This is a genomic window from Streptomyces sp. NBC_00414 (assembly GCF_036038375.1).
In the GTDB taxonomy this organism is placed as follows: Bacteria; Actinomycetota; Actinomycetes; order Streptomycetales; family Streptomycetaceae; genus Streptomyces.
In genome coordinates this window covers 344,334-368,328 of the sequence record NZ_CP107935.1, presented here as the reverse complement: position 1 = coordinate 368,328, position 23,995 = coordinate 344,334, and the positions used below count along the sequence as shown (strand labels likewise).

Sequence of the window (23,995 nt, the reverse complement as noted above, 5' to 3'; positions counted from 1 at the left end):
AGGAGCCCGCATGTCGATGAACCGGCCGGTCGTCACCGCCCTGGCCGCAGCCCTGTGTCTGCTCACAGCGGCATGCGGCGACTCCTCGGACAACGACACGGCGAGCGCGAGGACGACCGAAGCCGCGAACGCGAGATCCGGCTACCCGGTGACGCTGGAGAACTGTGGTCGGAAGACGACGTTCGAGAAGGCCCCCAGCCGGGTCGTCGTCATGAACGGAGCCTCCGTCGGGGAGGTTTCCACCCTCCTCGCCCTCGGCGTCCAGGACCGGATCGTCGCCAACCAGCAGAGCTACGGGATGTCCGAGGTGAAAGGCCGTGCCGCTGCCATCAAGGCCCTGCCGACCGGTGACGTGAAGCCCAACGACGCCTTCGACATCCCCCGCGAGGCCATGCTCGGGCTGCGCCCCGACCTGGTGCTGTCCACCACCTCGTACGGCTTCGACGGCAAGAACGGCTTCGCCACCCGGGACCAGCTGAGCGACGTCGCCGCGAACAGCTACATCTCCCCGGAGGGCTGCGGCCAGGACAACTCGAAGATGACCATCGCCGACAGTTACACACTGCTGCGCGACATGGGCAGGGTCTTCAACGTCGGTGACAAGGCCGAGGAGGTGATCGCCGCCTCGAAGAAGAACATCGACGCCGTCTCGGCGAAGGTGAAGGGGAAGAAGACACCGAAGGTCATGGTGCTGTTCTCCAACATGTCCATGGGCAGCAACGACTTCAGCTCGGTCGTCGCCAAGGGCATCTACAACGACATCCTCGCCAAGGCCGGCGGCACCAACCCCTTCGAGAACGCCTCCAAGACCTCCTTCGCCGATCTGAGCAAGGAGAAGGTGGCCGCCACCGACGTCGACGCCCTCGTCGTCGTCGCGTACAACGACCCGAACCCGGCGGCCTACGCCAAGAAACTGCTCAAGGAGTTCCCCCAGTGGCCGGCCGCCAGGAACAACACGTACGTGACGCTGTCGGACTCGATGTACATCGGCCCGAGCAACGACCTCGCCGTGGAGAAGATCGCCAAGATGCTGCACCCCGACGCCTTCTGAACAAGCCCGGGTCGCTGAAGGCCGCTCTCGCGTTCGCCCTGCTGCCCGTCGCGCTGGTCGTCACGATGATCGTGGCGATCAGCATCGGGGCGGTCACCATTCCGCTCGGCGACGTGTGGGCGATCGTCCTGCACCACGTCACCGGCGCGGGAACGCCACCGACCGATGTCGCGCTCGACCAGATCGTCTGGAAGTTCCGCACCCCGCGCGTGGTCCTGGCCGCCCTGGTCGGCGCGGCCCTGGCCGTGTCGGGCGCGGTTCTGCAGACCGTGGTGTCCAACCCGCTCGCCGACCCCATCGTGCTGGGCTTCTCCTACGGCGCCACGCTCGGCGCGGTCCTGGTCATCACCCTGGGCGGGGGAGCGGCGCTGGCCGGGCTCGGGGTGTCGGCGGCGGCGTTCGTCGGCGCGGTGCTCGCAGGGGCGCTGGTGTTCGCCCTCGGGCAGCGACGCGGACGACTGGCCCCGACCCGGCTGGTGCTGGCCGGCGTCGCCGTCGGCTACGTCTTCCTCTCGGCGACCAGCTTCGTCCAACTCCAGGCCACCCCGACCGAGTTGCGCACGGTCATGTTCTGGATGCTCGGCAGCGTGGCCGGCGCCCAGTGGGACCAGATCCCCACCGTCACCGTCGTCGTGCTCGTCACCACCGTGCTCCTTGCCCTCTTCGGGCGGCGGCTCAACGTCCTGCTGGCCGGCGACGAGTCCGCCACCGCGCTGGGTGTCAACGTCAACCGGCTGCGCGCCGTGCTCCTGGTGCTCAGCGCGCTGCTGACCGGGACCGTCATCGCCGTCGCCGGCAGCATAGGCTTCGTCGGCCTGATGATCCCGCACCTCGTCCGTCTCACCACGGGCGCCGACCACCGCCGGCTCCTGCCCCTGACGGCCCTGCTGGGCGCGGTCTACCTGGTCCTCGTCGACCTGCTCTCCCGCACCGTCAACCGCCCCAACGAACTACCGCTGGGCATCCTCACCGCCCTCCTCGGCGCCCCCTTCTTCCTGTGGCTGCTGCGCCACAACAAGGGCCTGGACTGATTGAATGAAACTCACCGTCGACCAACTCCACGTCACCCTGGACCGTACGCCGATCCTGCGCGACGTGAGCCTGGAGGCCCACAAGGGCGACATCGTCGGCCTCGTCGGCCCCAACGGCAGCGGCAAGTCGACCCTGCTGCGCGCCGTCTACCGTTCCCTGCGCCCGGCCGGGGGAGTCGTCAGGGTCGGGGACGACGACGTGTGGGCGCTGTCCGCCCGCGCCGCGGCCCGCCGCACCGCCGCGGTCCTCCAGGACGCCGGAGGCAACACCACCGGCCTGACCGTCGCCGAGATCGTCGCCCTGGGCCGGTCCCCGCACCACGGTCTGCTGGGACGCGACGGCGCCGAGGACCACCGCACCGTGGAGGAGGCCATCGAGCACTGCGGCGTACGACCGTACGCGCACCGCGACTACGCCTCACTGTCCGGCGGGGAGCGGCAACGCGTGCTGCTGGCAAGGGCATTGGCTCAGAGCGCCCAGCTCCTGGTTCTCGACGAGCTCACCAACCACCTCGACATCCGGGCCCGGTTCGAGCTCCTGGACCTGATCCGTGCCACCGGGATCACCACCCTGGCGGTCCTGCACGACCTCGACCTGGCCGCACGGCTCTGCGACCACCTGGTCGTCCTGCACGAGGGAGTTGTGGTCGCCGCGGGACCGGTCCTCGATGTGCTGACCCCCGACATCCTCGGAGACGTCTTCGGAGTACGGGCGAGCACCGAACGGCACGCCGACGGAGTCGTCCGCATCACTTATGAGGCGCAACCACTCGCCCACGCGCGGGCCGCCCTGATCAAGGACGACACCATCACGGAGAGGGCTGTTCGCTGACGTGGACCACGCCTAGACGTGGACGACGCCTACGAGAATCTCGCCCGAGTCACATGACCCAGCATGGGTGTCATCGCGTCATTTCGAGCAGGCCGGTGTCGAGGCTGACGCGCGGCTCGTAGCGAAGATCGGTGCGGGCCGCACTGATGTCGTAGGAGCGGTCGCGGCCCATGAAGGACACCAGCCAGTTGTTCAGGGGTGGCGCGGTGCGCCTGCGGAGCAGGCGGGCGGCGCTGTCCATGACCGCCGCCATCGGGGATGCCACAGCCAACGGCACGCTGCGACTTCCGGAGACATCGATGCCGTGGCTTGCCAGCAGGGCGGTGAAGAAGCCGCGGATCGGCATGGGACTGCCGTCAGTGACGTAGTAGGGCACGCCATGGCGCCCGTGCGACAGGGCCAGCACGACAGAATCGGCGAGGTTTTCGACATGGACGAAGTCCATGATGTGGCGACCGTTGTCTATCCACGCGAATCGTCCCTTGCGAGCCGTCTCGACCGCCTCGGCGAGGGTGGTCATTCCCTGACCCCAGATGAAAGGAGGGCGCAGGATGATCAAGGTCATTCCGGGGGAATCCGAGCCGCGCAGAGCATGCTCCGTCGCGAGTTTGACTCGGGAGTAGGCGATGTTGGGCCTGCCGTCGTCGGAGTTCTCGTCCACGACGGCGGCGCGCTGGCTGCCGGTGGAGACGCTTGCGGCGCTCACGAGCACGAAGCGGGACACCCCCGCTTCGACGGCCGCGGCATGCAGGGCCACCGTCGGCTCGTGGTTGTCGGCGCGGAATCCGGCATCGGTGCCCCAGAACGCCATGCGGGCCGCCGCGTGGATGACGGCATCGGCTTCGCGCAGGTGCTCCAGCCATGTCGGGCGGACCGCCGGATCACTCCGACCGGACAGCTGTGCCAGGTCGCCGCGTACGGGCTGGGCGCCGGCGTCCGCCGCTGCCCGCGCACTCCCGGTCGAGCGGGCCAGGGCAAGGACGGTGTGCCCCTCGGCTCGCAACTGGCGGATCAGATGTTGCCCGACGAAACCGCTACCGCCGGTCAGAAAGACGCGCATGAAAGACTCCTCATGGTCAGGCGCTGCATCGCCTGGATGCATCGACGTAGATACATTGATGTGAATACATTGGCATCAATGTATATTCGCGTCAAGGCGACTGGGGATGAGGGGTTCCGCAGGGATGGAAGATCGAGCGGATGGTGCCGCCGGGGGACTCACGGCCGCGGAACTCGCCGACGTGTTCAGCCGCGCGGCCAAGGTGTTGGCCCGCAAGTTCGAGGAACGACTCGACGGAAGCGGCGCATCTCTCCCTCGGTCACGTGTCTTGGTGGAGGTCGCACGACTGGGCCCCATACGCGTGACGGATGTTGCCGCCGCGGTCGGCATCGCGCAGGGGACGGCCTCGACGTTGCTTGAGGCGCTGGTCCGGGACGGGCTCGTGGCGCGAGCGCAGGATCCCGCCGATCGCCGCGTGACCAAGGTCCTCGCCACCTCGGAGGGCGCGCGGCAGGCGGATGCGTGGCTGCAGGCCTACGAGGCTGCCGCCGAAGACCTGTTCGCCGCGCTGCCGCGATCCCGCTGGCCGGAGTTCGCCGATCTTCTGACGGTACTGGGCGGTGAGGAGTAGGTTGCGGCCCCTTGCGGACTGAACCCATCGGCTCGCCGGGCGCGCTCTACTTGAGGCGTCGCGCTCGCTGCCTGGGCGTCACCCGTGGGATCCGCCCGTCGGGGCCGTCGTGGTGGCCGATCCGGAGGGGAACGAGGTCTGCTCGGACCGCGTGACGGGGAACGTCACCGCCGTGAGGTCCTCGGAGACGGTCCACAGGCGCTGCTGGACGGCTGCCTCGTACGACTCCGGGCTGGAGGTGACCGGTCGGGGGTGGCCCTTGACCTCGTAGCGTCCGCCGGGGCCGTAGTACTGGCCACCGAGTGCGGCGGGGTCGGTGGCGGCGCGCAGGGTCGGCAGTGCGCCCATCGCCGGAGTCTGGGTGATCAGCGGCGCGAGCCAGGTGAGGGGGAGCCGGAGGGCCGCTGGGGTGTTGCGGGCGAGTTCGGTGCTGGACAGGCCGGGGTGCGCGGCCACCGCGACGGTGGTGCCGTGCGAGGCGAGCCGGCGCTGCAGCTCGTACGTGAACATCAGGTTGGCCAGCTTGGACTGGCCGTACGCGGCGACCCTGCTGTACGACCGCTCCCACCGCAGGTCGTCGAAGTGGATCGCGGCCCGGATGCGGTGGCCGGTGCTGCTGACCGTCACCACGCGCGAGCCGGGCACCGGCAGCATCAGGTCCAGCAGCAGCCCGGTGAGCGCGAAGTGGCCGAGGTGGTTGGTGCCGAACTGCATCTCGAAGCCGTCCCGGGTGGTCTGCTTCGGGGTGTACATCACGCCGGCGTTGTTGATCAACAGGTCGATCCGGTCGAGCCGGGACCTCAGCGCCGCCGCCGCGGTCCGGACGGATTCGAGCGAGGTCAGGTCCAGGGCCTGCACGCTCACGTCGCCGGTCATGCGGGCGGCTGCCTGCTCGCCCTTCTTCACATTGCGCACGGCGAGCACCACGGACGCCCCGCGCTCGGCGAGCGCCTTGGCGGTCTCGTACCCCAGTCCGGTGTTGGCCCCGGTCACCACGGCCACCCGCCCGCGCTGGTCCGGGATGTTCGCCGTCGTCCACTTGTCGCTCATGTCCAGGCTCCTGACTATTTAACGTACCGAAGGTATCTTGTGCCTTCGACGTTAAAGTACTTCCGGTACGTTGTCAACGTACCGCAGGTACTTAAGTTAGGCTGGTGATCGTGACTTTCCAGCGGGCGCGGACCGAAGAGCAGCGGGAGATCCGCCGACGGGCAATCCTCGACATGGCGTCGGCGATGCTCGACGAGATGCCCGTGGCCGCGGTCACCTTGAACGAACTCAGCCGCCGGGTTGGCCTGGCGAAGCCGAACGTGCTGCGCTACTTCGAGTCCCGCGAGGCGGTGCTGCTGGAACTGCTGGACCGCTTCCTGCAGGAGTGGCTGGCGGCACTGGCGGGAGAGTTGGCCGCCGGCGTCGACGAGAAACTGCCCATGGCCGAGCGAGCGGCGGCGGTGGCCGAGATCCTCAGCGGCTCATTGTCCGGCCGAGTGGTGCTGTGCGACCTCTTCGGCGCACAGGGCGGCGTCCTGGAACACAACGTCTCCGTCGAGGTCGTGGCGCGCTACAAGCGCGCCTCCCTGGACCGGCTGACAACCATGACCGTCCTGATCCAGAAGTACCTGCCGGAGCTGGGCGAGAACGCGACACTGTTCAGCCTGCAGACCATGGTCATGGCCGGCGCGCTGTCGGCGTACAGCACACCCCCACCCAGCCTGCGGGCGGCCTACCAGGCCGAGCCCGAGCTGGCCCGTTTCCACCTGGAGCTGAAGGACTCCTTGAAGCTGGCCCTGTCCGCAGCCCTCCTGGGCGTGCTGCCCCGCGACTGACCTGAGTCGCGATGGACGGACGCTGAGGCTCAGATGTCGGTGCGGAGCATGGACGCGCCGGCCGGGGTGAGAGTGTGCAGGACGTTTCCGCCGTGCCGGCTGCTGATCAGCAGGCCCGCGCCGCGTAGTACCCCGGTGTGTTTGCTGACGGAGGACGGGGAGATCCCCGCCGCGCGGGCGATCTCCCCGGTGGTGGCGCCCGCTCCCGACGCCGCGACGCGCAGCACGGTCGTCCGGGTACGTCCGAGCAGTGCGGTCAACGGGGTGGGCGAGGTGGACGGGGTCGCCGCGGCCGGTTCGTGCAGCAAGGGGTAGATCAGCACGGGCGGTAGCCGGGGGTCGGCCAGGCTGACCGGGTTGTCCCAACAGAAGTAGGACGGTACGAGCCGGATGCCCCGGCCGCCCAGGTGCAGGTCCCGGTCCACGGCGTAGCGGACATGGAGGACCGGGGGCTGCCAGCGCATGGCCGGTCCGAGTCCGGCCAGCATCCCCTGGACACCTCCATGGAGCAGTTCGCGGCAGGACGACGACCGCCCCGCTTCCAGATGGGCATGGATCTGGTCGGCGAACGGGCGTACGGCAACCTCGTGGTACGAGCGGATCGTGGCGACGAAGTCCCGGCGTTCCTGCGTGTCGGTCAGCCGTCGCACCCAGGCCGGAACTCGGACGTGCCGATAGAGCACGGCCAGTTCACGGCTCACCCGGCCGGAGGGTGTGGACACGATGGCGTCGAGTGCGGCGTCCAGTCCCTCGTCGGTACAACTCGACTGGTCGGGCGTCAGGAAATCAGGAAAGTACCGGGCTCTCGGAAACAGTGGCAGAAGGACTTCGCGCACGACGCGGTCGAGTCTCTGCTCACGTAGTCGGGCGTGGGTGGTGCGGTACCACCCGGCGTATGCCCAACGGCCCGCGCGGGTCTGAAAGCGGTGCAGACTCGCGGCCACCTCCCAGAGCGCGTCAGGTGCTGTGGCCATCCGGGTTCTCGCCAGGTCGGCATCTGTAAAGTGAATTCGGAGCACGCCGTTCCCCCTTGCGACCACGGCTTTTTCCTCCTGGCGACACAGCATGGCCAGGCAGGACGGGCGGTGGCAATAGTGATGGCGACCAAATCGAGCAGTAAGGGGGAAAGATGAGACGCATATTGGCCATGATCGCGGGAGTGGTTCTCCTGCTCGGTGCTATGGCCGGCACCTCGGCGGCCAGTTCGGCGAACAGCTCGGCAAACAGTTCCGAGGAGCAGAATCAGGTGGCCGCGCCGGCATTCAAGTCGGTAAAGGTCGCCGCGGCACCTTCCGGATGCGGTTCGGGTAATTTCTGCTTCTGGCCGAACGCCGGTTACTCGCCGGCGGGTAATCCGGGTGAACTCTCGGGCAGGAACGCCGACTGGTCCGTCTTCAGCCGCAGCGCCTGTCCCAACGGCAACTGGGACAACTGCGCGTCCTCGGACTACAACAACGGAAACAGCTGCGAAGCCATCGTCTGGACCGGGAAGTCCTACTCGGGCAGCGCAGGCATCGTGTATCGCGGTACCGGTGGAGACTTCAACTCCACGTTCAACAACGCGGTCTCCTCGAACAGTTGGAGCACTGCTTCCGGCGGTACGAGCTCGGCATGCGGCGGCCCTGTGCCGTAGCCCCGGCGCTCGAAAAGCTTCTACCGCTCCAAGGCCGCTCCAAGGCGGCTCCAAGGCCGCTCCAAGGCGGCTCCAAGGTGGCTCCAAGGTGGCTCCAAGGTGTCCGCGGGTGAGCGCCCCGCGGACACCGCACCTCTCTCCCCCCCCGCCTTTCACTCAACGACCGAGAGGGTCCGGGCACCATGCGACTTGCTCCGCTCGCCTGCGCGGTGGTGGGCGTTCTCACACTGAGCGCCTGCGGGACCTCCGCCACCGACGGTGACGTCACCAGTGCTGAACTCACCAGGCTCGAACTCGACCTCCTCACCCGTTCCGGTTCCTTCACCCGGACCAACGTCGATCTCGCGAACGCGGAATCCGAGCTCATATCGGCATGCATGACAGCGAAGGGATTCCGCTATCGCGCCGAGACGTCCGCCCCGACGGACGAATCCGATGAGGAACGTTCTCTGAACATCAAGGAGCGCCACGAACGGGGTTATGGTCTCGCCGCTCAGTACGGCGACGAAAAGGAAGCGGCCGGCACCGCGACCAACGACGCCTATGTAGCAGGGCTTTCGAAGAAGAACGCCGACGCATACAATGCAGCCCTGCGAGGAAAAGCCACCGACTTCCGTGAGATGAGGTTCGAGGGTGGTCGGAACATCACCTTCTCGGCGCGTGGCTGCGAGGCACAGAGTCGTACGTCTCTTTACGGGAACCTGGACGACTGGGTAGCCATTTCCTACTTCCCGCAGAATCTCAACAGCGAGCTCACTCCCCGCGTGGAGAAGTCCCCGAAGTACCGCAACGCCATGAACGACTGGCGGACATGCATGCGCGGTGAGGGATACACCTATGCGTCCCCCGACACGGCCTATGATCAGCTGAAGGCTGCTTACCGCGCGCAGGGCGTCACCACTGCTCTACGTGACCGGGAGATCGCCGTCGCGGTGGCGGACGGCGAGTGCGGCGCCGAAGCCCACGTTCCCTCCACCGTCCTGGCCCTGCGACGCGCCTACGCCCAGTCGCTGCCCACCGCTGACAAGCTCCAGCTACGGCGGCTCACAGCCATCTGGAAGACGGCCGCCGACGGAGTCCAGTGACGCCGTGAGAGTTCGGCCACCCTCCCGCGCTGATAGGCCGTCTTCCGAGCTGACAGTGCCAGTTCGCTTCTCGTCACCCGCTCCCTGGTGAAGGCCCGGGTGAGTGATCTGGTGCCCTGCCCGTCTGTGGTCGGGTTCCGCCGAGAGGACCTTCCACGCCGCGTGCGGCCCCGGAAACCTCACCGAGGTCCTCACACTGTCCCGTACCTGGGCGACCACGAGCGCTCCCTGACAAGCACCACCGCGGTGCTGCTGCCCTTCGGTGCCGATCGCAGCTCCCCGGACCCGACGGGCAGACACCCCTGAACCTTGCCGTTCACTACGGCCACGACCTGGCGGTCGAGCCGCTGCGACGGCACGTCGGCAGGTGAGACGACGCAGGCATATCAGTTGCACGGGTGGCTCTCTCCAGCCGAGCCTGTGTACTCGACTGATGAGGAGGACGGCATGGGGCTGATTCTGTTCCCGGGCGACGGGGACACCGCCAGCCCGGACGCCGCCTGGTCCTGCACCGGCTTCAGCGCGTTCCGCCGCCGCTTGGCACAAGCGGAAGGCTTCGTGCTCGACGAGATGTGGGGCTTCGGCGGAGAGCGTCGCTGGGGCGATGTCTCCACCACGCTGGAGTGCTTCCTCGACCGTCCGGACGACGGGGGCGGTGAACTCTCGTCTGCCGAGTGCAACGCGATCTTGACCCGACTGGAAGCGATCACCGGCGAATGGCAGGAGCAGGCCGCCGACCTCGTGCTCCAGCGGCACATCGAAGACGCCCGACAACTGGCGCTCGTCCTACGCCTCTGCATCGAGAAAGACGTCGCGCTTCTCTTCCTCTGACCTCGACGAACTGCCGGCCGCCGCCCGCGAGCGCCGCCCCGACGATCCGCATCCGTCGAAGCCGAAACCGCTTGGTGCCGCATCGAGATCGATCAGACCGACGACGGGACAACCCTGATCGATGGCGTGATCGACCCTAGACGGATCGACGACCTGGCCACGCTCCTTGCCGGCCTCGGCCGGCAGTACAGCCTCGAACTCTCCGACGAGAACAACACCGTTGTCGAGGAGCGCCACCACAGAGGTGCCGTACCGGACGCCGCGTCCCTATCGTTGCGCCATGACGGACGAACAACTCCCCGCGCAGGTCTACCCGAACCGTTTTCCCGAGGCGGTGGACTCCCGGCCAGGGGTGCCGCAGGACCGCTGTCACTGCTTCAGCCCGATCCGGGTGAGTTCCCTCGACGCGGCTCCGTCCTTCCACGCCGATGTCCAGGACACCAACGCTCCGGGCTGGCTCCGGTTGCTGGAGCTGATCGAAGAGGCGGCGGCCGACGGACGCGAGGAATTCCGCCCGCTGCCGGAACTCAGCCCTGAGGAGCGGCGGCAGATCGTGACACTGCCGCCGTCGATCGCGCGACTGACGGCGGTGCGGACCCTTGTGCTGTACGGGAGCAACCTGGTGCGGATACCTCCGGAGATCGGCGACATGACGAGCCTGGAGGAGTTCAGCCCGTACACGTCGCGACGCCTGCACTGGTTCCCGTACGAAATCACGCGGTGCGCTCGGCTGGCGGACAGCACGGTGAGCACGCGCTCGATCTACGGCAACCACAAGTACCGGCCGCCCTTTCCGCAGCTCCTTCCGCCCGGCGACACGGTCCTGGACCTCGACAGCCTGGCTCCCTCCCGCTGGGGCACCACCGCGGCCCGCACCTGCAGTGTCTGCACCGGGCCGATCCCGGTGACAGGCCCTCACCAGGCGTGGCTCTCACAGGTGGTGGCGACCGACGTCCTGCCGCTCTTGGTCAACGCCTGCTCCCAGGCGTGCCTCGACGCGCTGCCACCTGGGGCGAAGGGCTACATTCCGACACCTCATCGGGGCGGCGCGCTCGAACAGCCCCCACCACGTTGACCGTTGTCACCCCGGGACAGGAAGGGACCGGCGCCTGAGACCCCTTCTTCAAACCGGTGAGAGGCCCTACCGAGATACGGGTTGTATTTCAGGGGGAGGCCCGAGCCGCTCTGCCAGTGGCAGAACAGCGGCCGGGCCGGGCTCCACGATCACTACAGTCCGGTCTCATGACGACGATTACGACGCGTACGGTCGAGTATCCGGCCGACGGTCTGACGATGATCGGGCACCTCGCGCTCCCGGCCGGTGTCGACCGCCGGCCCGCGGTGCTGGTCGGACCGGAGGGCATGGGGCTCAGCGACGTCGAGCGCCGCCGGGCCGATGCTCTCGCCGAGCTGGGATATGCAGCGCTGGCCTTCGACCTTCACGGCGGGCGCTATCTGGGCGACCCCGAGGAGATGCTGGCCCGTTGCATGCCACTGCTCGCTGATCCCGACCGGATGCGGAGCATCGGTCATGCGGCGCTCGACGTGTTGCGCAACGAACCGCGGACCGATTCCGACCGGATCGCCGCCGTCGGCTACGGCACCGGGGGCGCCGTAGGGCTGGAACTCGGGCGCGACGGCGTCAACCTGCGCGCGATCGGGACGGTCAACGCACTGACCACGGGCCGACCGGGCGAGGCAGCGCGCATTCGGTGCCCGGTGTGGGCCGGGGTCGGGTCGGAGGACCCGATCATGCCGCCCGCGCAACGCGGTGCGTTCACCGCTGAGATGCAGGCCGCGGGCGTCGACTGGCGCCTCACGGTCTACGGCGGCGCCTTGCACGCCTTCCACCATCCGCCGGTCGACCACCCCGTCGTCCCCGGCGTCGGCTACCACCCGCGGCACGCGCGGCGAGCCTGGCGCGACGTCGTCGACCTGCTCGCCGAGTGTCTGCCCGTGAGGGAGGATCTGAGGGCCTGACCCAGGCAGACTGCCGCCTCGCCCGGTCGGCCCGTGGTCGGTGCGTTGACTCGACCGAGCGGCGGCGCTGTCGTGCATGCCGGCCGGAGTGACCAGCACGAACAGAGCCCGGCCGACGCTCATGTCGCGCTCGGTCAGAACCCGGACAAAGACTCGGCGCGGTCGAGGCGGCCCGACGACGGGGCCCGGTGACCAGTCACCGGCCTGGTGACCAGTCACGTGACAGAAGCGGTGTCGCCCCGGTCTCGGCGACAATCCCCTGGTCAGGGAAAACGCACCGCCCCAGGAGTACGTGCATGACGGTCCGACCGCCCCAGCAGCCCATGACCGGCCACGAGGCCACCGTCCTGGGCCGGGACGACGAGATCGAGCGGATCCTGCGGTGCGTGACACGCGAGCCCGGCACCCCTCAGACCGTGCTGCTCCTCGGCGGGGAGGGGATCGGGCGGACGACCGTGCTCCGGAACGTCCGGGAGCGGGCCGCTGACAGCGGCGTACTCGTGCTGTCCGCACAAGGCTGGAGCGAGGACCCGGGACATGCGCAAGCCTGTCTGCGGCAGTTGCTGACACCGCAGGCGCGGGGCGAGATAGCCGCCTTGCCCGCCGCGCAGCAACGGGTGCTGACGGCCGTCCCGGGAGCGGACGACGGGGACAGGGCGGAGCTGCACACGGCGGTGACGGCGCTTCTCGACCGGCTCGCCGTGGACCGGCCGGTGCTGGTGTGCGTGGACGACGCCGACCTGTGCGACCGCACCTTCCTGGAGGCGCTGTTCACCGCGGCCCGGCTGCTGCCCGGCCGCGCGCTGACGGTGCTGCTCGCCGCACGCCATGAAGCGGATCTGCCCGGCCCGCCGCCCGGCTCCGAGACCCTGCGCCTCGGCCCGCTGGGCGACGCCCCGGCCGCCGCACTCCTCGACCGGCAGCCGACGGCGCCCACGGGCCGGCACCGGCTGGAGACCCTGGCGCAGGCCGAGGGGAACCCGCTGGCCCTCATGGAACTGAGCCGCGGTGTGCCGGGACCCACCGGAGTGACGCGGCACCCGCCCGCGGAGCACGTCTTCGGCGTACGACTCGACGCGCTGCCCGCGCGGACACGCCGGGCCCTGCTGTACGCGGCGGCCGCCGGGCCGGGCGAGACCGTCGGCGCCGTCATGGCCGCCCTTGGCACCGACGACCTGGCGGTGTGGGCGCCGGCGGAGGCGGCCGCTCTGGTCGTACTGGTCGAGGACCGGCTGGACTTCCGGCATCCGCTGGCACGGTCGGCCGCGTATCTGAGGCGTCCGGCCGGAGAGCGGCAGCAGGCGCACCGTGACCTCGCCAAGATCGCCGTACTGCCCGAGGCCAGGGCCCGTCACCTGGCCGCCACCACCGTGGGACCCAACGCGTTCGTCGCCGCGCTGCTGGCGGACTCCGCCTGGCGGCGCGGGGACGCGGTGGCGGCCGCCACCGCCCTGGAGCAGGCGGCCCGGCTCAGCCCACAACAGCCGGAACGGGCGCGTCGGCTGGCCGAGGCTCTGACGGCGGCGCACATGGTGGGCGATCCCGGCTGGGTACGGGAGCTGTACGCACGGCTCGTCCAGGAGTCCACCGACCCGGCACTCGTCTGTGCCGCTGCGGGTGCCCTCGCCTCCGTCCTCTCCCAGGAGTCCGCCCAGCGCGAGGCCTTCGAGGTGCTGGCCGACGTCGCGGAACACTTTCCGGCGATCGACCGGACCCACGCGCTCGCGCTCGCGGGCCTGGCGGCGGCCATCGCCGACCAGTCCGGGCTGCCGGAGCACACGGCGGCCCTGTCCACACTGCTCGACCGCGCCCGGCAGGCCCACGAGTCCGAGCGGTGGCATCTCGCCGCGGCCGGGCCACTGGTCCGCCTGGACACACCGCATGCGCGGCGGGCCCTGGAGGCGCTGGTCACCGCGGTGGCCCGGCCGGAGTCCGCCACCGGCTCACACTCCGGCCTCGCCCGGCCGCACGGCGTCCCGGCCGCCGGTCCGGACGTCCTGTCCGTCGGCCCGGACGCCCCGCGCGCCCGACGGGACGTGCCGCCCGCCGGACCGGACGCGCCCGCCGCCCGGACGGTCCTCGCCGCGGTGGCCCGCCACGCGGACGAGGCGGACGTGGACCTGGGGCAGTCGCGTACGGCCGACGACCGGCTGCGGACCGCCCGGGCCTTCGGACTGCGCGGCTGGTCGGTCCTCCCGCTCGTCGACACCCTCCTGGCCATCGGGCGGTTCCCGGAGGCCGAAACCGTCATCCAGGACGCCCTGACCGAGGCCGAGGTGCTGCGACTGCCCCGCCTCCAGGCCGATCTGGAGGCACAGGCCCTCACCGTGAAGGCGCTGCGCGGAACCCTCACGGAAGCGCCCCGGCTCACCCCCGCCGTCTGGCGGGCCGTCTGCCTGGACGAGAACCGGGCCACACACGCCCGACTGCTGCGCGCCCGCGGACTCGCCGCCCTCGCGCAAGGCGACGTGGAAGGAGCCTGGCGGCAGCTGCGCGACCTGTTCACCGACGACGGAGCGCCCCTGCACCCCCATCTGTCCGCGCGGAGCATCGCCGAACTCGCGGTCGCCGCCCAGCGCACCGGACGGTCCGCCGAGACACTGCCGATCCTGGAACGGGTCCGCGCGGAACAGGGGGAGCGGCCGAGCACCAGGATGACGCTCCTTCTGCACCACGCCGCCGCCATGGTCGGCCCGGAAGACGAGGCCGATGAGCACTTCCAGCTCGCCCTCGTCAATCACGGGGCCGCCCGGTGGCCGTGGGAACGCGGTCAGGTCCGCTTCGACTACGCCATCCGGCTGCGCCGTCGGCGCCGGACCCTGGAGGCGCGCCGGCAGCTGACCACGGTCCTGGAGACCGCCGAACGCCTCGGTGCCGGTGCCCTCGCGGCCGCCGCGCGGATCGAGTTGCGCGCCAGCGGCGCCGCGCCGGACCCCACGAGCGTGGGCCCGCTGGAGGAGCTGACGGCACAGCAGCGGCAGATCGTCCAGTTCGCCGCGAGCGGTCTGTCGAACCGTGAGATCGGGGAGCGGCTCTTCCTCTCGCCGCGCACCGTAGGCTCGCACCTGTACAACGTGTATCCCAAGCTCGGCATCAGCAGCCGTCATCAGCTCCGTGACCTGGTACAGGACCGGTGAGAGCGGCGGCGGCAGAACGGTCGGAGGAGAGTCCATGAGCCCCGGAGAACCGGGTGGGGCCGTCATCCTCGACCACGTGGTGCAGCGCCTGATCACCGCCTCCGCCACCCCGCCCTCCCTCGACGACCTCGGCCCGGACACGGCGCGGCGGGCACTGCGGGAGACCCAGCCCGACCGGTTCGAGGACTTCGACGTGGACGCGGTCTTCCGCGTGGCACCGGTCGGCCCGTCCGGACTGCTCGGCTTCTGGACCGTCCGCCCGGCCGGGGTGTACGGCCCCCTGCCGGCCCTCCTGTATCTGCACGGCGGCCGATGGACGCTCGGCGACGCACAGACCCACGCCCGTCTCATCAGCGAACTCGTCACCGGTACGGGGATGTGCGCCGTGGTCCCGGAGTACAGCCGCGCCCCCGAGGTCCGCTACCCGGTGGCCCTGGAGGAGTGCTACTCCCTGCTGACCTGGGCGGTTGCCCAAGCCGACGAACTTGCCCTGGATCCGGACCGCCTGGCAGTGGCGGGGGACTGCGCCGGGGCCACGCTGGCCGCCGCCGTGACCATGCTGGCGAAGAACCGGAACGGTCCGCGGATCGGTGCGCAGCTGCTCTACTACCCGCTCACCGACGACCGCTGCGACAGTGCCTCACAACGGCGGTTCGCCACCGGCTACCTCCTCACACGCCAGGCGCTGCGCGCCTACTGGACGCGGTACGTCGCCGACCCCGCCCTGCGGAGCGAACCCACCGCGGCACCGCTGCGGGCACGACCGGAGGAACTGGCGGGGCTGCCGCCGGCCCTGGTCGTCACCGCCGAGGCGGACGTGGCCCGCGACGAGGGCGAGCAGTACGCGGTCCGGCTGTCCGAGGCCGGGGTCGAGGCGGCGTCCCTGCGGTTCCTCGGGACGATCCACGACTTCGTGGCGCTGCACGCCCTGGCCGACAGCGAGCCCACCCGGACGGCGATCCTGACCGGATGCGCCTTCCTGCGTGCTCGTTCGAGCGACTGAACAGCGCGAACAGTGCGACGGCCACAGAGCAGTCGGCCGACTGATGCGTGGACCGGTACCCCCGCGACATGCTGACGGTATGCCAACCGCGATCGACTCCCACGAGGAGAGACGCCTGCGCCCGGCCGTACCGGAGAGTGGGCGAGGCACCGTGCTGACCACCCGCTCGGTCGCGCCGGGCGAGAGCCTGGACTACTGGCACGACGTCGTGCTCGACACCCTGGTGGGGATGGACATCACCACCGAGGGCCGCACCTACGACGCCACCATGCGGACGGATCACCTGGGGAACCTGCAGATCACCACGGTGGAGTGCGACCCCGGCCAGGTCCACCGGTCGCCGCGTTCCATCGCCCGCGGCGACGGACGCCAGGTCTTCGTGGCCGTTCAGGGACCCGGCCGGGCCCAGGTCGAACAGGACGGCCGCACCACCGAACTGCGGACCGGGGACATCGGGTTCTTCGAGACCGGCCGGCCCTTCCGGACCGTCTACCCGGAACGCTTCCGGATGAAGATCTTCGCGGTCCCGCGCGCGCTGCTGCAACTCCCCGACGCCGTCCTGCGGGAGCTCACCGGCCGCTCGATACGCCCGGGCGGCGGGCTCCCCGCCCTGCTCGCGCCGACGCTGGACCGGCTGGCGGACACCTCAGCCTCGTATGCGACGCCGACGGCCGCTCGGCTGGCCGAGAGCGTCATCGACCTGATGGCGGCGACCGCGGCGGACCAGTTGGGGGCGGATCCCGCCGAACTGCCGGGCGCCGACGGCGTCCTGCTGCTGCGCATCCGGACGTACATCCGCTGGCACCTGTCGGACCCCGGCCTGACCCCGTCCGTCATCGCCGACGCGCACGGCATCTCGGTCCGCTGTCTGCACCGGCTGTTCGAGGCCGAGGACAGCACCGTGTGCCAGTGGATCCGCGAGCAGCGACTGCAGGAGTGCCGCAAGGAGCTCGCCGCGCAGCCGCCGGGCTCCGTCAGCCTGGGCCAGGTCGCCCGGCGCTGGGGGTTCACCGGCCCGGCCGGCCTCGGCAAGGCCTTCCGCAGCTCCTTCGGGCTGTCACCTACGGACTGGCGGGACCGCGTATGGGCAGGAACGGCGTCATGCTGACCGGCCATGCCCCCTGGGTGTCCTGTTCCACCCGGGACCTGGTGCCCGGCGACCGCCTCCCCTCCTGGCAGCGCGCCCTCTCACGGACCTTCGTGGACGTCGAGGTCACCGTGGAGCAGGACCGTCCGTGGGACGGCGAACTGACCGCCGACCGACTCGGTGTGCTCCAGATCGCCACCCAGGAGTTCGGCCCCGGCACCGTGCTGCGCGGCGCCCGCTCGGTGGCCGCCGACCCGCGGACCCACCTCCTGGTCCGCCGTCAGCTGGAAGGCACCGCCCGACTGCTCCAGGACGGCCGCACCGCCGAACTCCACCCCGGTGACCTGGCCTTCCTCGATGCCCGGCGGCCCTTTCGGATCGTGCTCCCCGAGCGGCAGCGAGCACGGATCCTCATGGTGCCCCGGGCCCTGCTGCGCCTGGAGGAACGGCAACTGCACGCCCTCACGGCCACGGTGGTGGACGAGTCCGCGGAAGGCGCGGCCGGCCTGCTGCTGCCGCTGCTCGACGGACTCGTCGACGAGGTCGCGCGGGCCGGCCCCGCCCGGCGTGAGCAACTCGCCCGTACCGTCGTGGACATCCTGGCGACAGTGGCCCTCGAACAGGCCGGCCGACCGCACGGACCGGCGGACCTGTGGGAACGGATCACCGAGTCCGTCCGCACCCGGCTGGGCGAACCCGGCCTCGGCCCCCGGACCATCGCCGACCGGCACGGCATCTCGCTGCGCTATCTGCACCAGCTCTTCCAGCGTCACGACACCACCGTCGTCGCCTGGGTACGCACCCGGCGACTGGAAGCGGCCCACGAGGAACTCGTCCATCCCGCGACGGCCCACCGTTCCGTGGCCGCGGTGGCCACCCGCTGGGGGTTCACCAGCCCCTCCCACTTCAGCCGGGCGTTCCGCGACATGTACGGGATGTCGCCGGCGCAGTGGCGCGGGGCGGCGGGCGCGGACCGGGCGGACTGACACCGGCGACTGTCTGCCGGCCGCCTTCCCCGGACCGCGCCGGTGACCGCGACTGCGAGCGCAACTACGAGTACGCGTGCAACCTTTACCCTTTCCGGTCGACGGCCGGATTGCACTGACGGCCCGAACCGACGAGCCGAACTGACGGCCCGAACAACGATGGAGCGCACATGAGTGACGAGGCGATGGGTGACGAGGTCTACCAGCCGGACGGTTCGGAGGTGCAGGACGACGCGGGTCTGCTGGACGCCTCGGACACCCTGGACTACCGGGCCGGCGAGGAAGCCCTGGACGAGGGCTACTCGCCGCCGGAGCGGCCCTGGGCCGTGGAGCACACGGGCGTGACGGCGGCGGAGGCGCGGCGCGGGGAGACCCTGGACGAGCGTCTGGCCGAGGAAGTGCCGGACATCGGCGTCCCGGAGGGTGACGACCTCGGCGACACCCCGGACACGGACGGCGAACTCCTCGACGAGGAGGTCGGCGACACCCGTGCCGGACGGCTCCTCGCGCCGGACGAGGGCACGCACGAGGTCACCGAGTCCGATCTGTTCGCCTCCGACCGCGGCCTGGACGGCGCCGGGGCCTCGGCGGAGGAGGCCGCGATGCACGTGATCCCCGAGGCCGACGGCTTCTGACCTGCCCGCCCTCGGGCGTCAGGGCCCCTCGGGGCTCAGGGCCGTACCGGCGGTCCCGCCGAGGTGTCGAAGGCGTGCGTCACCTCGGGCGCGGTGCCCGGGGTGAGCAGCGCCCGGGCCTCCTCCTCGAACCGCCGGTCGGTGGCGGTCAGCCGGACGTGGTGCTGGGCCAGGTGCTCTGCCCAGGAGGAGACGAGGTAGTTCTCGACGAAACGCTCCGGGACGTGGCCGTCCTGGAAGAGACCCCAGGACAGGGCTCCGGTACGGCGCCGGGAGCGGGCCACCCGGTGCATACGGTCCGTGAACTCGGCCCACTGCTCCGCCGGGACCCGGTAGACGACGGAGACCAGGACCGGGCCCACCGGGCCGTCGGCCTCCCCGGGCGCGAACACCAGGGGAGGAGCCGGCCAGTGGTCGGACGGCGTGGGGTTGATGCCTTCGGCGTCACGCAGCGGCCACCGCCGTACGCTGGCCGCGCTCAGCAGCATGACGGCGCCGGCGATCAGCAGACAGGCGCTCAGCCCGAGCCAGTCGGCCACCGAGCCCCACAGGGGTGCGGCCAGTGCCTGTCCGCCCTGGAAGACCAGGAGGTAGACGGAGAGGCCGCGGGCTCGGACCCAGCCGGGGAGCCGGGTCTGCACGGCCGCGTTGAGCGTGGACAGGACGGCGATCCAGGCGAGGCCCGCGGGCAGCAGGGCGAGCGCGACCACCCACGGGATGCGGACCGTGGCCAGCACCGCGAGCACCCCGGCGAACATCAGGGCGCCGACCGTGAGGGTGCCGTTGGCGCCCAGCAGCCGATGGGCCCGGGGCAGCAGGAAGGCGCCGCCCACCGCACCGACGCCCACCGCCGCGAGGAGCAGTCCGTAACCGCCGGAGCCGAGGCCGAGGGAGCGGCTCGCGGTCAGCGGCAGCAGGGCCCACAAGGCGGCGCCACCGGGTATGAACAGCAGCGTGCGCAGCAGGACCCGTCGGACGCCGGGTGCGTTCCAGACGTAGCGGCGGCCTGCGTGCAGGGCGGCCAGCAGTCCTTCGTTCCCGGCGCGCGGCGCGGTCGCGACGGCGGGGCGCCGCCACAGCAAGAGGACGGTCGCGATGCCCAGATAGGACGCGGCGTTGAAGGCGAACACCCAGCCCGCGCCCGCCGCCGCGACCACCGCCCCGCCGAGCGCCGGGCCGACGGCACGGGCCAGGTTCATGTTCACCGCGCCGAGCGCCGCCGCCTGACCGAGCCGCTCCCGCTCCACCAGCTCGGGCTGGATCGCCTGCCAGGCCGGGCCCATCAGCGCGGTGCCGCAGCCCAGCAGGAACGTCAGGAGCAGCAGGACCGTCGGTGAGAGGGCGTCCAGGAACGCGAGTACGGCCAGCGCCCCGGACACCGCCAGCATCGCGAACTGCGCGGTCACCAGCACCACCCGCCGGTCGAACCGGTCGGCGATCACCCCGGAGGGCAGCGCCAGCAGGACGACCGGCAGGCCGGCGGCCGTCTGCACCAGCGTCATCAGCGCGGCACTGTCCCCGACGAGGAGCCACTGGGCGCCCACCGTCTGCATCCAGGTGCCGATGTTGGAGACCAACTGGGCGATCCACAGCGCCCGGAAGACACGTGCCGCGAGCGGCGCCCAGGGGGAGTCGGTGGTGGCGCTGTTCATGATGCTCCCGTGTGGGTCCGGGCGGGGCCGTCGCCCGCCGAGCCGTCACGGTAGGTCCGGTCCCGGCCGCGGTGTGTTCCGTGCGCGCACCGGCATCGACCCCGCAGCGCACGGACCCCGCAGCGCACCGACTCCGCAATGCACCACGGCCTTACGTACGTGCGCACCATGGCCGTACGTGCGCTGCGGGGCCGATGCCAGTGCGCTCGGGGACAACTGTCCGGCGCACAGCGCTTCTACGGTGGGCCTCAAGGGCGCCGGACCGACCGGGGTGCCCCACTCAGCCCCAGGAGACGCACATGTCCGAAGCCTTCACTCCCGTCGAGCCGGTGCTCGAACCCGCCGCCCAGGCCTTCGCCGAGGCCACCGCCAACCCGCCCTACCTCTTCGACCTCGCGCCGGCGGACGGCCGCAAGGCCGTCGACGAGGTGCAGTCCGGCGAGATCGCCAAGCCGGCGGTCGACGAGGAGTGGATCACGGTGTCGGGCGGCCCCACGGGCACCGTCCGGGCACGCATCGTGAAGCCCGCCGGTGCCACGGGCACCCTGCCGGTCATCATCTACATCCACGGCGCCGGCTGGGTCTTCGGCAACGCCCACACCCACGACCGCCTGGTGCGGGAACTCGCCGTCGGCGCCAATGCCGCGGTCGTCTTCCCCGAGTACGACCTCTCGCCCGAGGCGCGCTACCCGGTCGCCATCGAGCAGAACTGGACCGTGGCGCGCTGGGTCGTGGAACAGGGCGCGACCAAGGACCTGGACCCCAGCCGGATCGCGGTCACCGGTGACTCGGTCGGCGGCAACATGGCCGCCGCCCTCACCCTGATGGCGAAGGAGCGCGGCGGTGTACCGCTGGTCCAGCAGGTGCTGTTCTACCCGGTGACCGACGCGAGCTTCGACACCAACTCCTACCACCAGTTCGCCACCGGCTACTTCCTGCGCCGCGACGGCATGCAGTGGTTCTGGGACCAGTACACGACCGACGAGACCGAGCGCGCCCAGATCACGGCCTCCCCGCTGCGCGCCACCACCGAGCAGCTCACGGGTCTGCCCGCGGCCCTGGTGATCACCGGTGAGGCCGACGTGCTGCGCGACGAGGGCGAGGCCTACGCCAACAAGCTGCGCGAGGCCGGCGTGCCCGTCACCGCCGTCCGATTCCAGGGCGTCATCCACGACTTCGTGATGCTCAACGCCCTGCGCGAGACGCACGCCGCCGACACCGCCATCACCCTGGCCGTACGCACGCTGCACGCGGCCCTGCACACGAACTGAACCGGCGACGGCCTCACCACGAACGAACCGTCCGCGCACGACGGGCCACGCGTACCGGCGTCCGTCGGACCGCACACGTCCGACGCGGACCACACACAACCGACAAGGAAATCCCATGAGTGACTCCACGCCCACCGTCGTCCTGGTGCACGGTGCCTTCGCCGACGCGTCCAGCTTCGCCCGGGTCGTCCCGGAGCTGCTGGCCGACGGCTTGAAGGTGCTCGTCCCGGCCGTGCCCAACCGCAGTCTGACCGGCGACGCCGCCTACATCGCCTCGGTCGTCCGCGCCGTCCCCGGCCCCGTCGTCCTGGTGGGGCACTCCTACGGCGGTGCCGTCATCACCGTCGCGGGCGTCGAGGACAACGTGAAGGCCCTGGTCTTCCTTGCCGGTTACGCGCTGGAGGAGGGCGAGAGCCTCGGCGAGCTGCAGGGTCGCTTCCCGGACTCCGACCTTGCCTCGGCCCTGGTGTACACGCCGTTCCCGGTCGACGGCTCGGACGAGCCCGGCACCGATGTGACCGTCGAGACCGACAAGTTCCCCGCCATCTTCGCCGCCGACGTGGACCCGGGCCTGGCCAGGGTGCTCGCCGTCTCCCAGCGTCCGCTGGCCGGCGCGGCATTCGCCGAGGCGGCGCCGGTCGCGGCCTGGAAGACCAAGCCGTCCTGGGGCCTGGTGTCGTCGTCGGACCACACCATCAACCCCGACGTCGAGCGCTTCGGCTATGAGCGTGCCGGCATGACCACGACCGAGGTCGACTCCTCCCACCTGGTCATGCTCGCGCACCCCAAGAAGGTCGCGGATCTGATCCGTGAAGCCGTCCGGAGCGTTTCCGCCTGACCGGGCTCCTGCCTGACACGTGAGAGGGCGTCCGTTCCAGGAGACAAAGGCCAATGTTCCTGGAACGGACGCCCTCTTCGGTGACGCGCAGGTCGGAAGGGGGCCTGTCGGTCGCTCCCAGCACCCGGCCCGGACCCCGCCGGCATCGAGGCCGAGCAGGACGGCCCGCCCTCGGGTGGCGCGGGTCGGCGGCGGTGGACGAAAACGCGTTGGCAGGCCACCGGCGAACTGCGACGATGCTGCTGGTTTCCCAGCGGAGGATTGTTGTTCGTTTTCGTGTGTGCGAGGTGCGGTGCCGGTCTGACCACCTCGCTGTCCCAGGTCGTCCTGCCGGTTCATGCCCATCAGACGTGGGGAAACGGGATTCAGCTCCCGGTGCTCATGGAGCCGGGGACGTTCGCGGTGGATCCCGAGCCCTGGGGGCCGCCGCGACGGAGGTGGGAAGAGACCGATCCGGACGAGGCGGCGGCCCGCGGCATCCACGCGCCGGTCCACGCCCTGTCCGACGGGCCGCCCGGCGCGATCGTCATCGCACCCGGAGACACCCGCGGCACCGTGCTGGTGCCGGAGATGAGAGGCAGCGGCTGCTGCTGCGGCCTCAGCGGGGCCGATGGCCCCAACATGGCCTGTGCGACGTGTGGCCTGCCCGTGGCGAGCCGGATCGACGACTGCTCGCTCTGGCAGGCGGTGTGGCTCGCCCCGAACGCCGTACGTCGCCACCGTGTCGATGACGCCGACACCGTGCCGCTCTCCTGGGCGGAGTTGCCGGCGGAGGGGAAGGGCACGCCCCCGTTCGAGCCGGTCGACAGATGGGGATCGCGGGTGGGCCCGGACCACTGGTGGTCCTGGAGTCCGCAGTGGGAGGCCGCGGCGGGCCGGGCGCTCGCCCACCTGCTGGTTGCCTCGGAGGGCCGCCCGGTGACGGTCCCGGACGGCCTGACCGCGGAAGTGTTCCAACGCGCCCTCGACGCCCTGCTGCCCGCAGGTCCGCCGGCGCGGCGGGCCATCCTGGCAGGACCGGGACAGGACGCCCCCGACACGGACGCCGACATCCTCCTCGTGCCAGTCCATCCGCAGACGGGGAAGACCTGGACCCCGGCCGGCCCGGCCGCCTCGGCCTACCCGGTGCCGCTGCCCTTCGGGGTATGGCTGTGGCTTGCCCTCCCCGAGCAGTACCTGCCCGTCCCCGCCTCGGGCGGCATGCCCGACGGTGTCCTTCGCGACGACCCGCCCGCGCCGCACCCCGGTCATCTGTTCCGGACCGACCCGGAAGCGTTCCGCCACACCCTGGTCCGGCTGCCGGCCGTTCGTAGTCCGTGGCTGCGCGAGATCCTCGAAAACTCCGCACTGCAGATGCGCGCCCGCGTCTTCTAGCCGGCCGGCGGAAGGTGTTGGATCCCCGGTTCCAGCCGGCCGGCGGAAGGTGTTGGATCCCGGTCTCCGGCTTGCCTTGCAGCGGAAGCCGAGACCGCGGAAGCAGACCCGG

Annotated in this window: 23 protein-coding genes; 18 read left to right on the top strand and 5 right to left on the bottom strand. The window is 70.7% G+C overall.

Annotated features, from left to right (window positions below):
• Positions 1 to 10 precede the first annotated feature (10 nt).
• The 3 genes from OHS59_RS01725 (at position 11) to OHS59_RS01715 (ending at position 2,914) form a co-directional block, all read left to right on the top strand.
• Positions 11 to 1,051, top strand: coding sequence for an ABC transporter substrate-binding protein (locus OHS59_RS01725; protein WP_328491586.1), 1,041 nt, complete (start codon positions 11 to 13; stop codon positions 1,049 to 1,051).
• Between the two features lie 65 nt (positions 1,052 to 1,116).
• Positions 1,117 to 2,082, top strand: a complete 966-nt coding sequence (locus OHS59_RS01720) for a FecCD family ABC transporter permease (protein ID WP_328491585.1) — start codon at positions 1,117 to 1,119, stop codon at positions 2,080 to 2,082.
• Between the two features lie 4 nt (positions 2,083 to 2,086).
• The gene (locus OHS59_RS01715) at positions 2,087 to 2,914 is read left to right on the top strand and encodes an ABC transporter ATP-binding protein (protein ID WP_328491584.1); all 828 of its coding nucleotides are present in this window, start codon (positions 2,087 to 2,089) and stop codon (positions 2,912 to 2,914) included.
• Positions 2,915 to 2,984: 70 nt separating this feature from the next.
• Here OHS59_RS01715 and OHS59_RS01710 read toward each other — a convergent pair whose 3' ends face one another.
• A complete protein-coding gene (locus OHS59_RS01710) occupies positions 2,985 to 3,974 on the bottom strand; it encodes an NAD-dependent epimerase/dehydratase family protein (RefSeq protein ID WP_328491583.1) in 990 nt (329 codons plus the stop codon).
• A gap of 124 nt (positions 3,975 to 4,098) precedes the next feature.
• On the opposite strand from OHS59_RS01710, the gene OHS59_RS01705 reads away from it, so the two are divergent.
• Positions 4,099 to 4,545 carry a MarR family winged helix-turn-helix transcriptional regulator gene (locus OHS59_RS01705; RefSeq protein WP_328491582.1) on the top strand — a complete coding sequence of 149 codons (447 nt, stop codon included), beginning with the start codon at positions 4,099 to 4,101 and terminating at the stop codon, positions 4,543 to 4,545.
• Between the two features lie 78 nt (positions 4,546 to 4,623).
• Here OHS59_RS01705 and OHS59_RS01700 read toward each other — a convergent pair whose 3' ends face one another.
• Positions 4,624 to 5,595, bottom strand: a complete 972-nt coding sequence (locus OHS59_RS01700; protein WP_328491581.1) for an SDR family NAD(P)-dependent oxidoreductase — start codon at positions 5,593 to 5,595, stop codon at positions 4,624 to 4,626.
• Positions 5,596 to 5,705: 110 nt separating this feature from the next.
• On the opposite strand from OHS59_RS01700, the gene OHS59_RS01695 reads away from it, so the two are divergent.
• Complete coding sequence (locus OHS59_RS01695; protein ID WP_328491580.1) at positions 5,706 to 6,371, top strand: TetR/AcrR family transcriptional regulator; 666 nt, start codon at positions 5,706 to 5,708, stop codon at positions 6,369 to 6,371.
• Between the two features lie 29 nt (positions 6,372 to 6,400).
• Here the strand turns inward: OHS59_RS01695 and OHS59_RS01690 are convergent, their stop codons facing one another.
• Positions 6,401 to 7,345 carry an ArsR/SmtB family transcription factor gene (locus OHS59_RS01690; RefSeq protein WP_328491579.1) on the bottom strand — a complete coding sequence of 315 codons (945 nt, stop codon included), beginning with the start codon at positions 7,343 to 7,345 and terminating at the stop codon, positions 6,401 to 6,403.
• 155 nt (positions 7,346 to 7,500) lie between these two features.
• Between OHS59_RS01690 and OHS59_RS01685 the strand changes: the two genes are divergently transcribed.
• The 3 genes from OHS59_RS01685 to OHS59_RS01675 all read left to right on the top strand — a co-directional run bounded on the left by OHS59_RS01685 (position 7,501) and on the right by OHS59_RS01675 (position 9,920).
• Complete coding sequence (locus OHS59_RS01685; protein WP_328491578.1) at positions 7,501 to 8,004, top strand: peptidase inhibitor family I36 protein; 504 nt, start codon at positions 7,501 to 7,503, stop codon at positions 8,002 to 8,004.
• A 182-nt stretch (positions 8,005 to 8,186) separates the two neighbouring features.
• Entirely contained in the window at positions 8,187 to 9,089 is a 903-nt protein-coding gene (locus OHS59_RS01680) for a hypothetical protein (protein ID WP_328491577.1), read from the top strand.
• A gap of 447 nt (positions 9,090 to 9,536) precedes the next feature.
• Complete coding sequence (locus tag OHS59_RS01675) at positions 9,537 to 9,920, top strand: hypothetical protein (RefSeq protein WP_328491576.1); 384 nt, start codon at positions 9,537 to 9,539, stop codon at positions 9,918 to 9,920.
• On the opposite strand, the gene OHS59_RS01670 is transcribed toward OHS59_RS01675, so the two are convergent.
• Positions 9,876 to 10,160: a hypothetical protein gene (locus OHS59_RS01670; protein WP_328491575.1), complete on the bottom strand. Its 285-nt coding sequence runs from the start codon at positions 10,158 to 10,160 to the stop codon at positions 9,876 to 9,878. The two genes, OHS59_RS01675 and OHS59_RS01670, sit on opposite strands and share 45 nt — an antisense overlap.
• A 40-nt stretch (positions 10,161 to 10,200) precedes the next feature.
• Here OHS59_RS01670 and OHS59_RS01665 point away from each other — a divergent pair, with 40 nt between their 5' ends.
• The 7 genes from OHS59_RS01665 (at position 10,201) to OHS59_RS01635 (ending at position 18,748) form a co-directional block, all read left to right on the top strand.
• Positions 10,201 to 10,995: a leucine-rich repeat domain-containing protein gene (locus OHS59_RS01665; protein ID WP_328491574.1), complete on the top strand. Its 795-nt coding sequence runs from the start codon at positions 10,201 to 10,203 to the stop codon at positions 10,993 to 10,995.
• A 167-nt stretch (positions 10,996 to 11,162) separates the two neighbouring features.
• Positions 11,163 to 11,900 carry a dienelactone hydrolase family protein gene (locus OHS59_RS01660; protein WP_328491573.1) on the top strand — a complete coding sequence of 246 codons (738 nt, stop codon included), beginning with the start codon at positions 11,163 to 11,165 and terminating at the stop codon, positions 11,898 to 11,900.
• Between the two features lie 296 nt (positions 11,901 to 12,196).
• Positions 12,197 to 15,037 (top strand): helix-turn-helix transcriptional regulator, encoded by a 2,841-nt coding sequence (locus OHS59_RS01655; protein ID WP_328491572.1) that lies wholly within the window; start codon positions 12,197 to 12,199, stop codon positions 15,035 to 15,037.
• A gap of 34 nt (positions 15,038 to 15,071) precedes the next feature.
• Positions 15,072 to 16,040, top strand: a complete 969-nt coding sequence (locus OHS59_RS01650; RefSeq protein WP_328491571.1) for an alpha/beta hydrolase — start codon at positions 15,072 to 15,074, stop codon at positions 16,038 to 16,040.
• 79 nt (positions 16,041 to 16,119) lie between these two features.
• Positions 16,120 to 17,148: a helix-turn-helix domain-containing protein gene (locus OHS59_RS01645; protein ID WP_328491570.1), complete on the top strand. Its 1,029-nt coding sequence runs from the start codon at positions 16,120 to 16,122 to the stop codon at positions 17,146 to 17,148.
• A complete protein-coding gene (locus OHS59_RS01640; protein WP_328491569.1) occupies positions 17,142 to 18,113 on the top strand; it encodes a helix-turn-helix domain-containing protein in 972 nt (323 codons plus the stop codon). The genes OHS59_RS01645 and OHS59_RS01640 overlap by 7 nt, the downstream gene beginning before the upstream one ends.
• A gap of 170 nt (positions 18,114 to 18,283) precedes the next feature.
• A complete protein-coding gene (locus tag OHS59_RS01635; RefSeq protein ID WP_328491568.1) occupies positions 18,284 to 18,748 on the top strand; it encodes a DUF5709 domain-containing protein in 465 nt (154 codons plus the stop codon).
• A 35-nt stretch (positions 18,749 to 18,783) separates the two neighbouring features.
• Here the strand turns inward: OHS59_RS01635 and OHS59_RS01630 are convergent, their stop codons facing one another.
• Complete coding sequence (locus tag OHS59_RS01630) at positions 18,784 to 20,400, bottom strand: MFS transporter (protein ID WP_328491567.1); 1,617 nt, start codon at positions 20,398 to 20,400, stop codon at positions 18,784 to 18,786.
• A 299-nt stretch (positions 20,401 to 20,699) separates the two neighbouring features.
• Between OHS59_RS01630 and OHS59_RS01625 the strand changes: the two genes are divergently transcribed.
• The 3 genes from OHS59_RS01625 to OHS59_RS01615 all read left to right on the top strand — a co-directional run bounded on the left by OHS59_RS01625 (position 20,700) and on the right by OHS59_RS01615 (position 23,883).
• On the top strand, positions 20,700 to 21,671 hold the full coding sequence (locus OHS59_RS01625) for an alpha/beta hydrolase (protein ID WP_328491566.1): 972 nt from the start codon (positions 20,700 to 20,702) through the stop codon (positions 21,669 to 21,671).
• Positions 21,672 to 21,786: 115 nt separating this feature from the next.
• A complete protein-coding gene (locus OHS59_RS01620; protein WP_328491565.1) occupies positions 21,787 to 22,509 on the top strand; it encodes an alpha/beta fold hydrolase in 723 nt (240 codons plus the stop codon).
• 264 nt (positions 22,510 to 22,773) lie between these two features.
• Positions 22,774 to 23,883, top strand: coding sequence for a hypothetical protein (locus OHS59_RS01615; RefSeq protein ID WP_328491564.1), 1,110 nt, complete (start codon positions 22,774 to 22,776; stop codon positions 23,881 to 23,883).
• Positions 23,884 to 23,995: the final 112 nt, after the last annotated feature.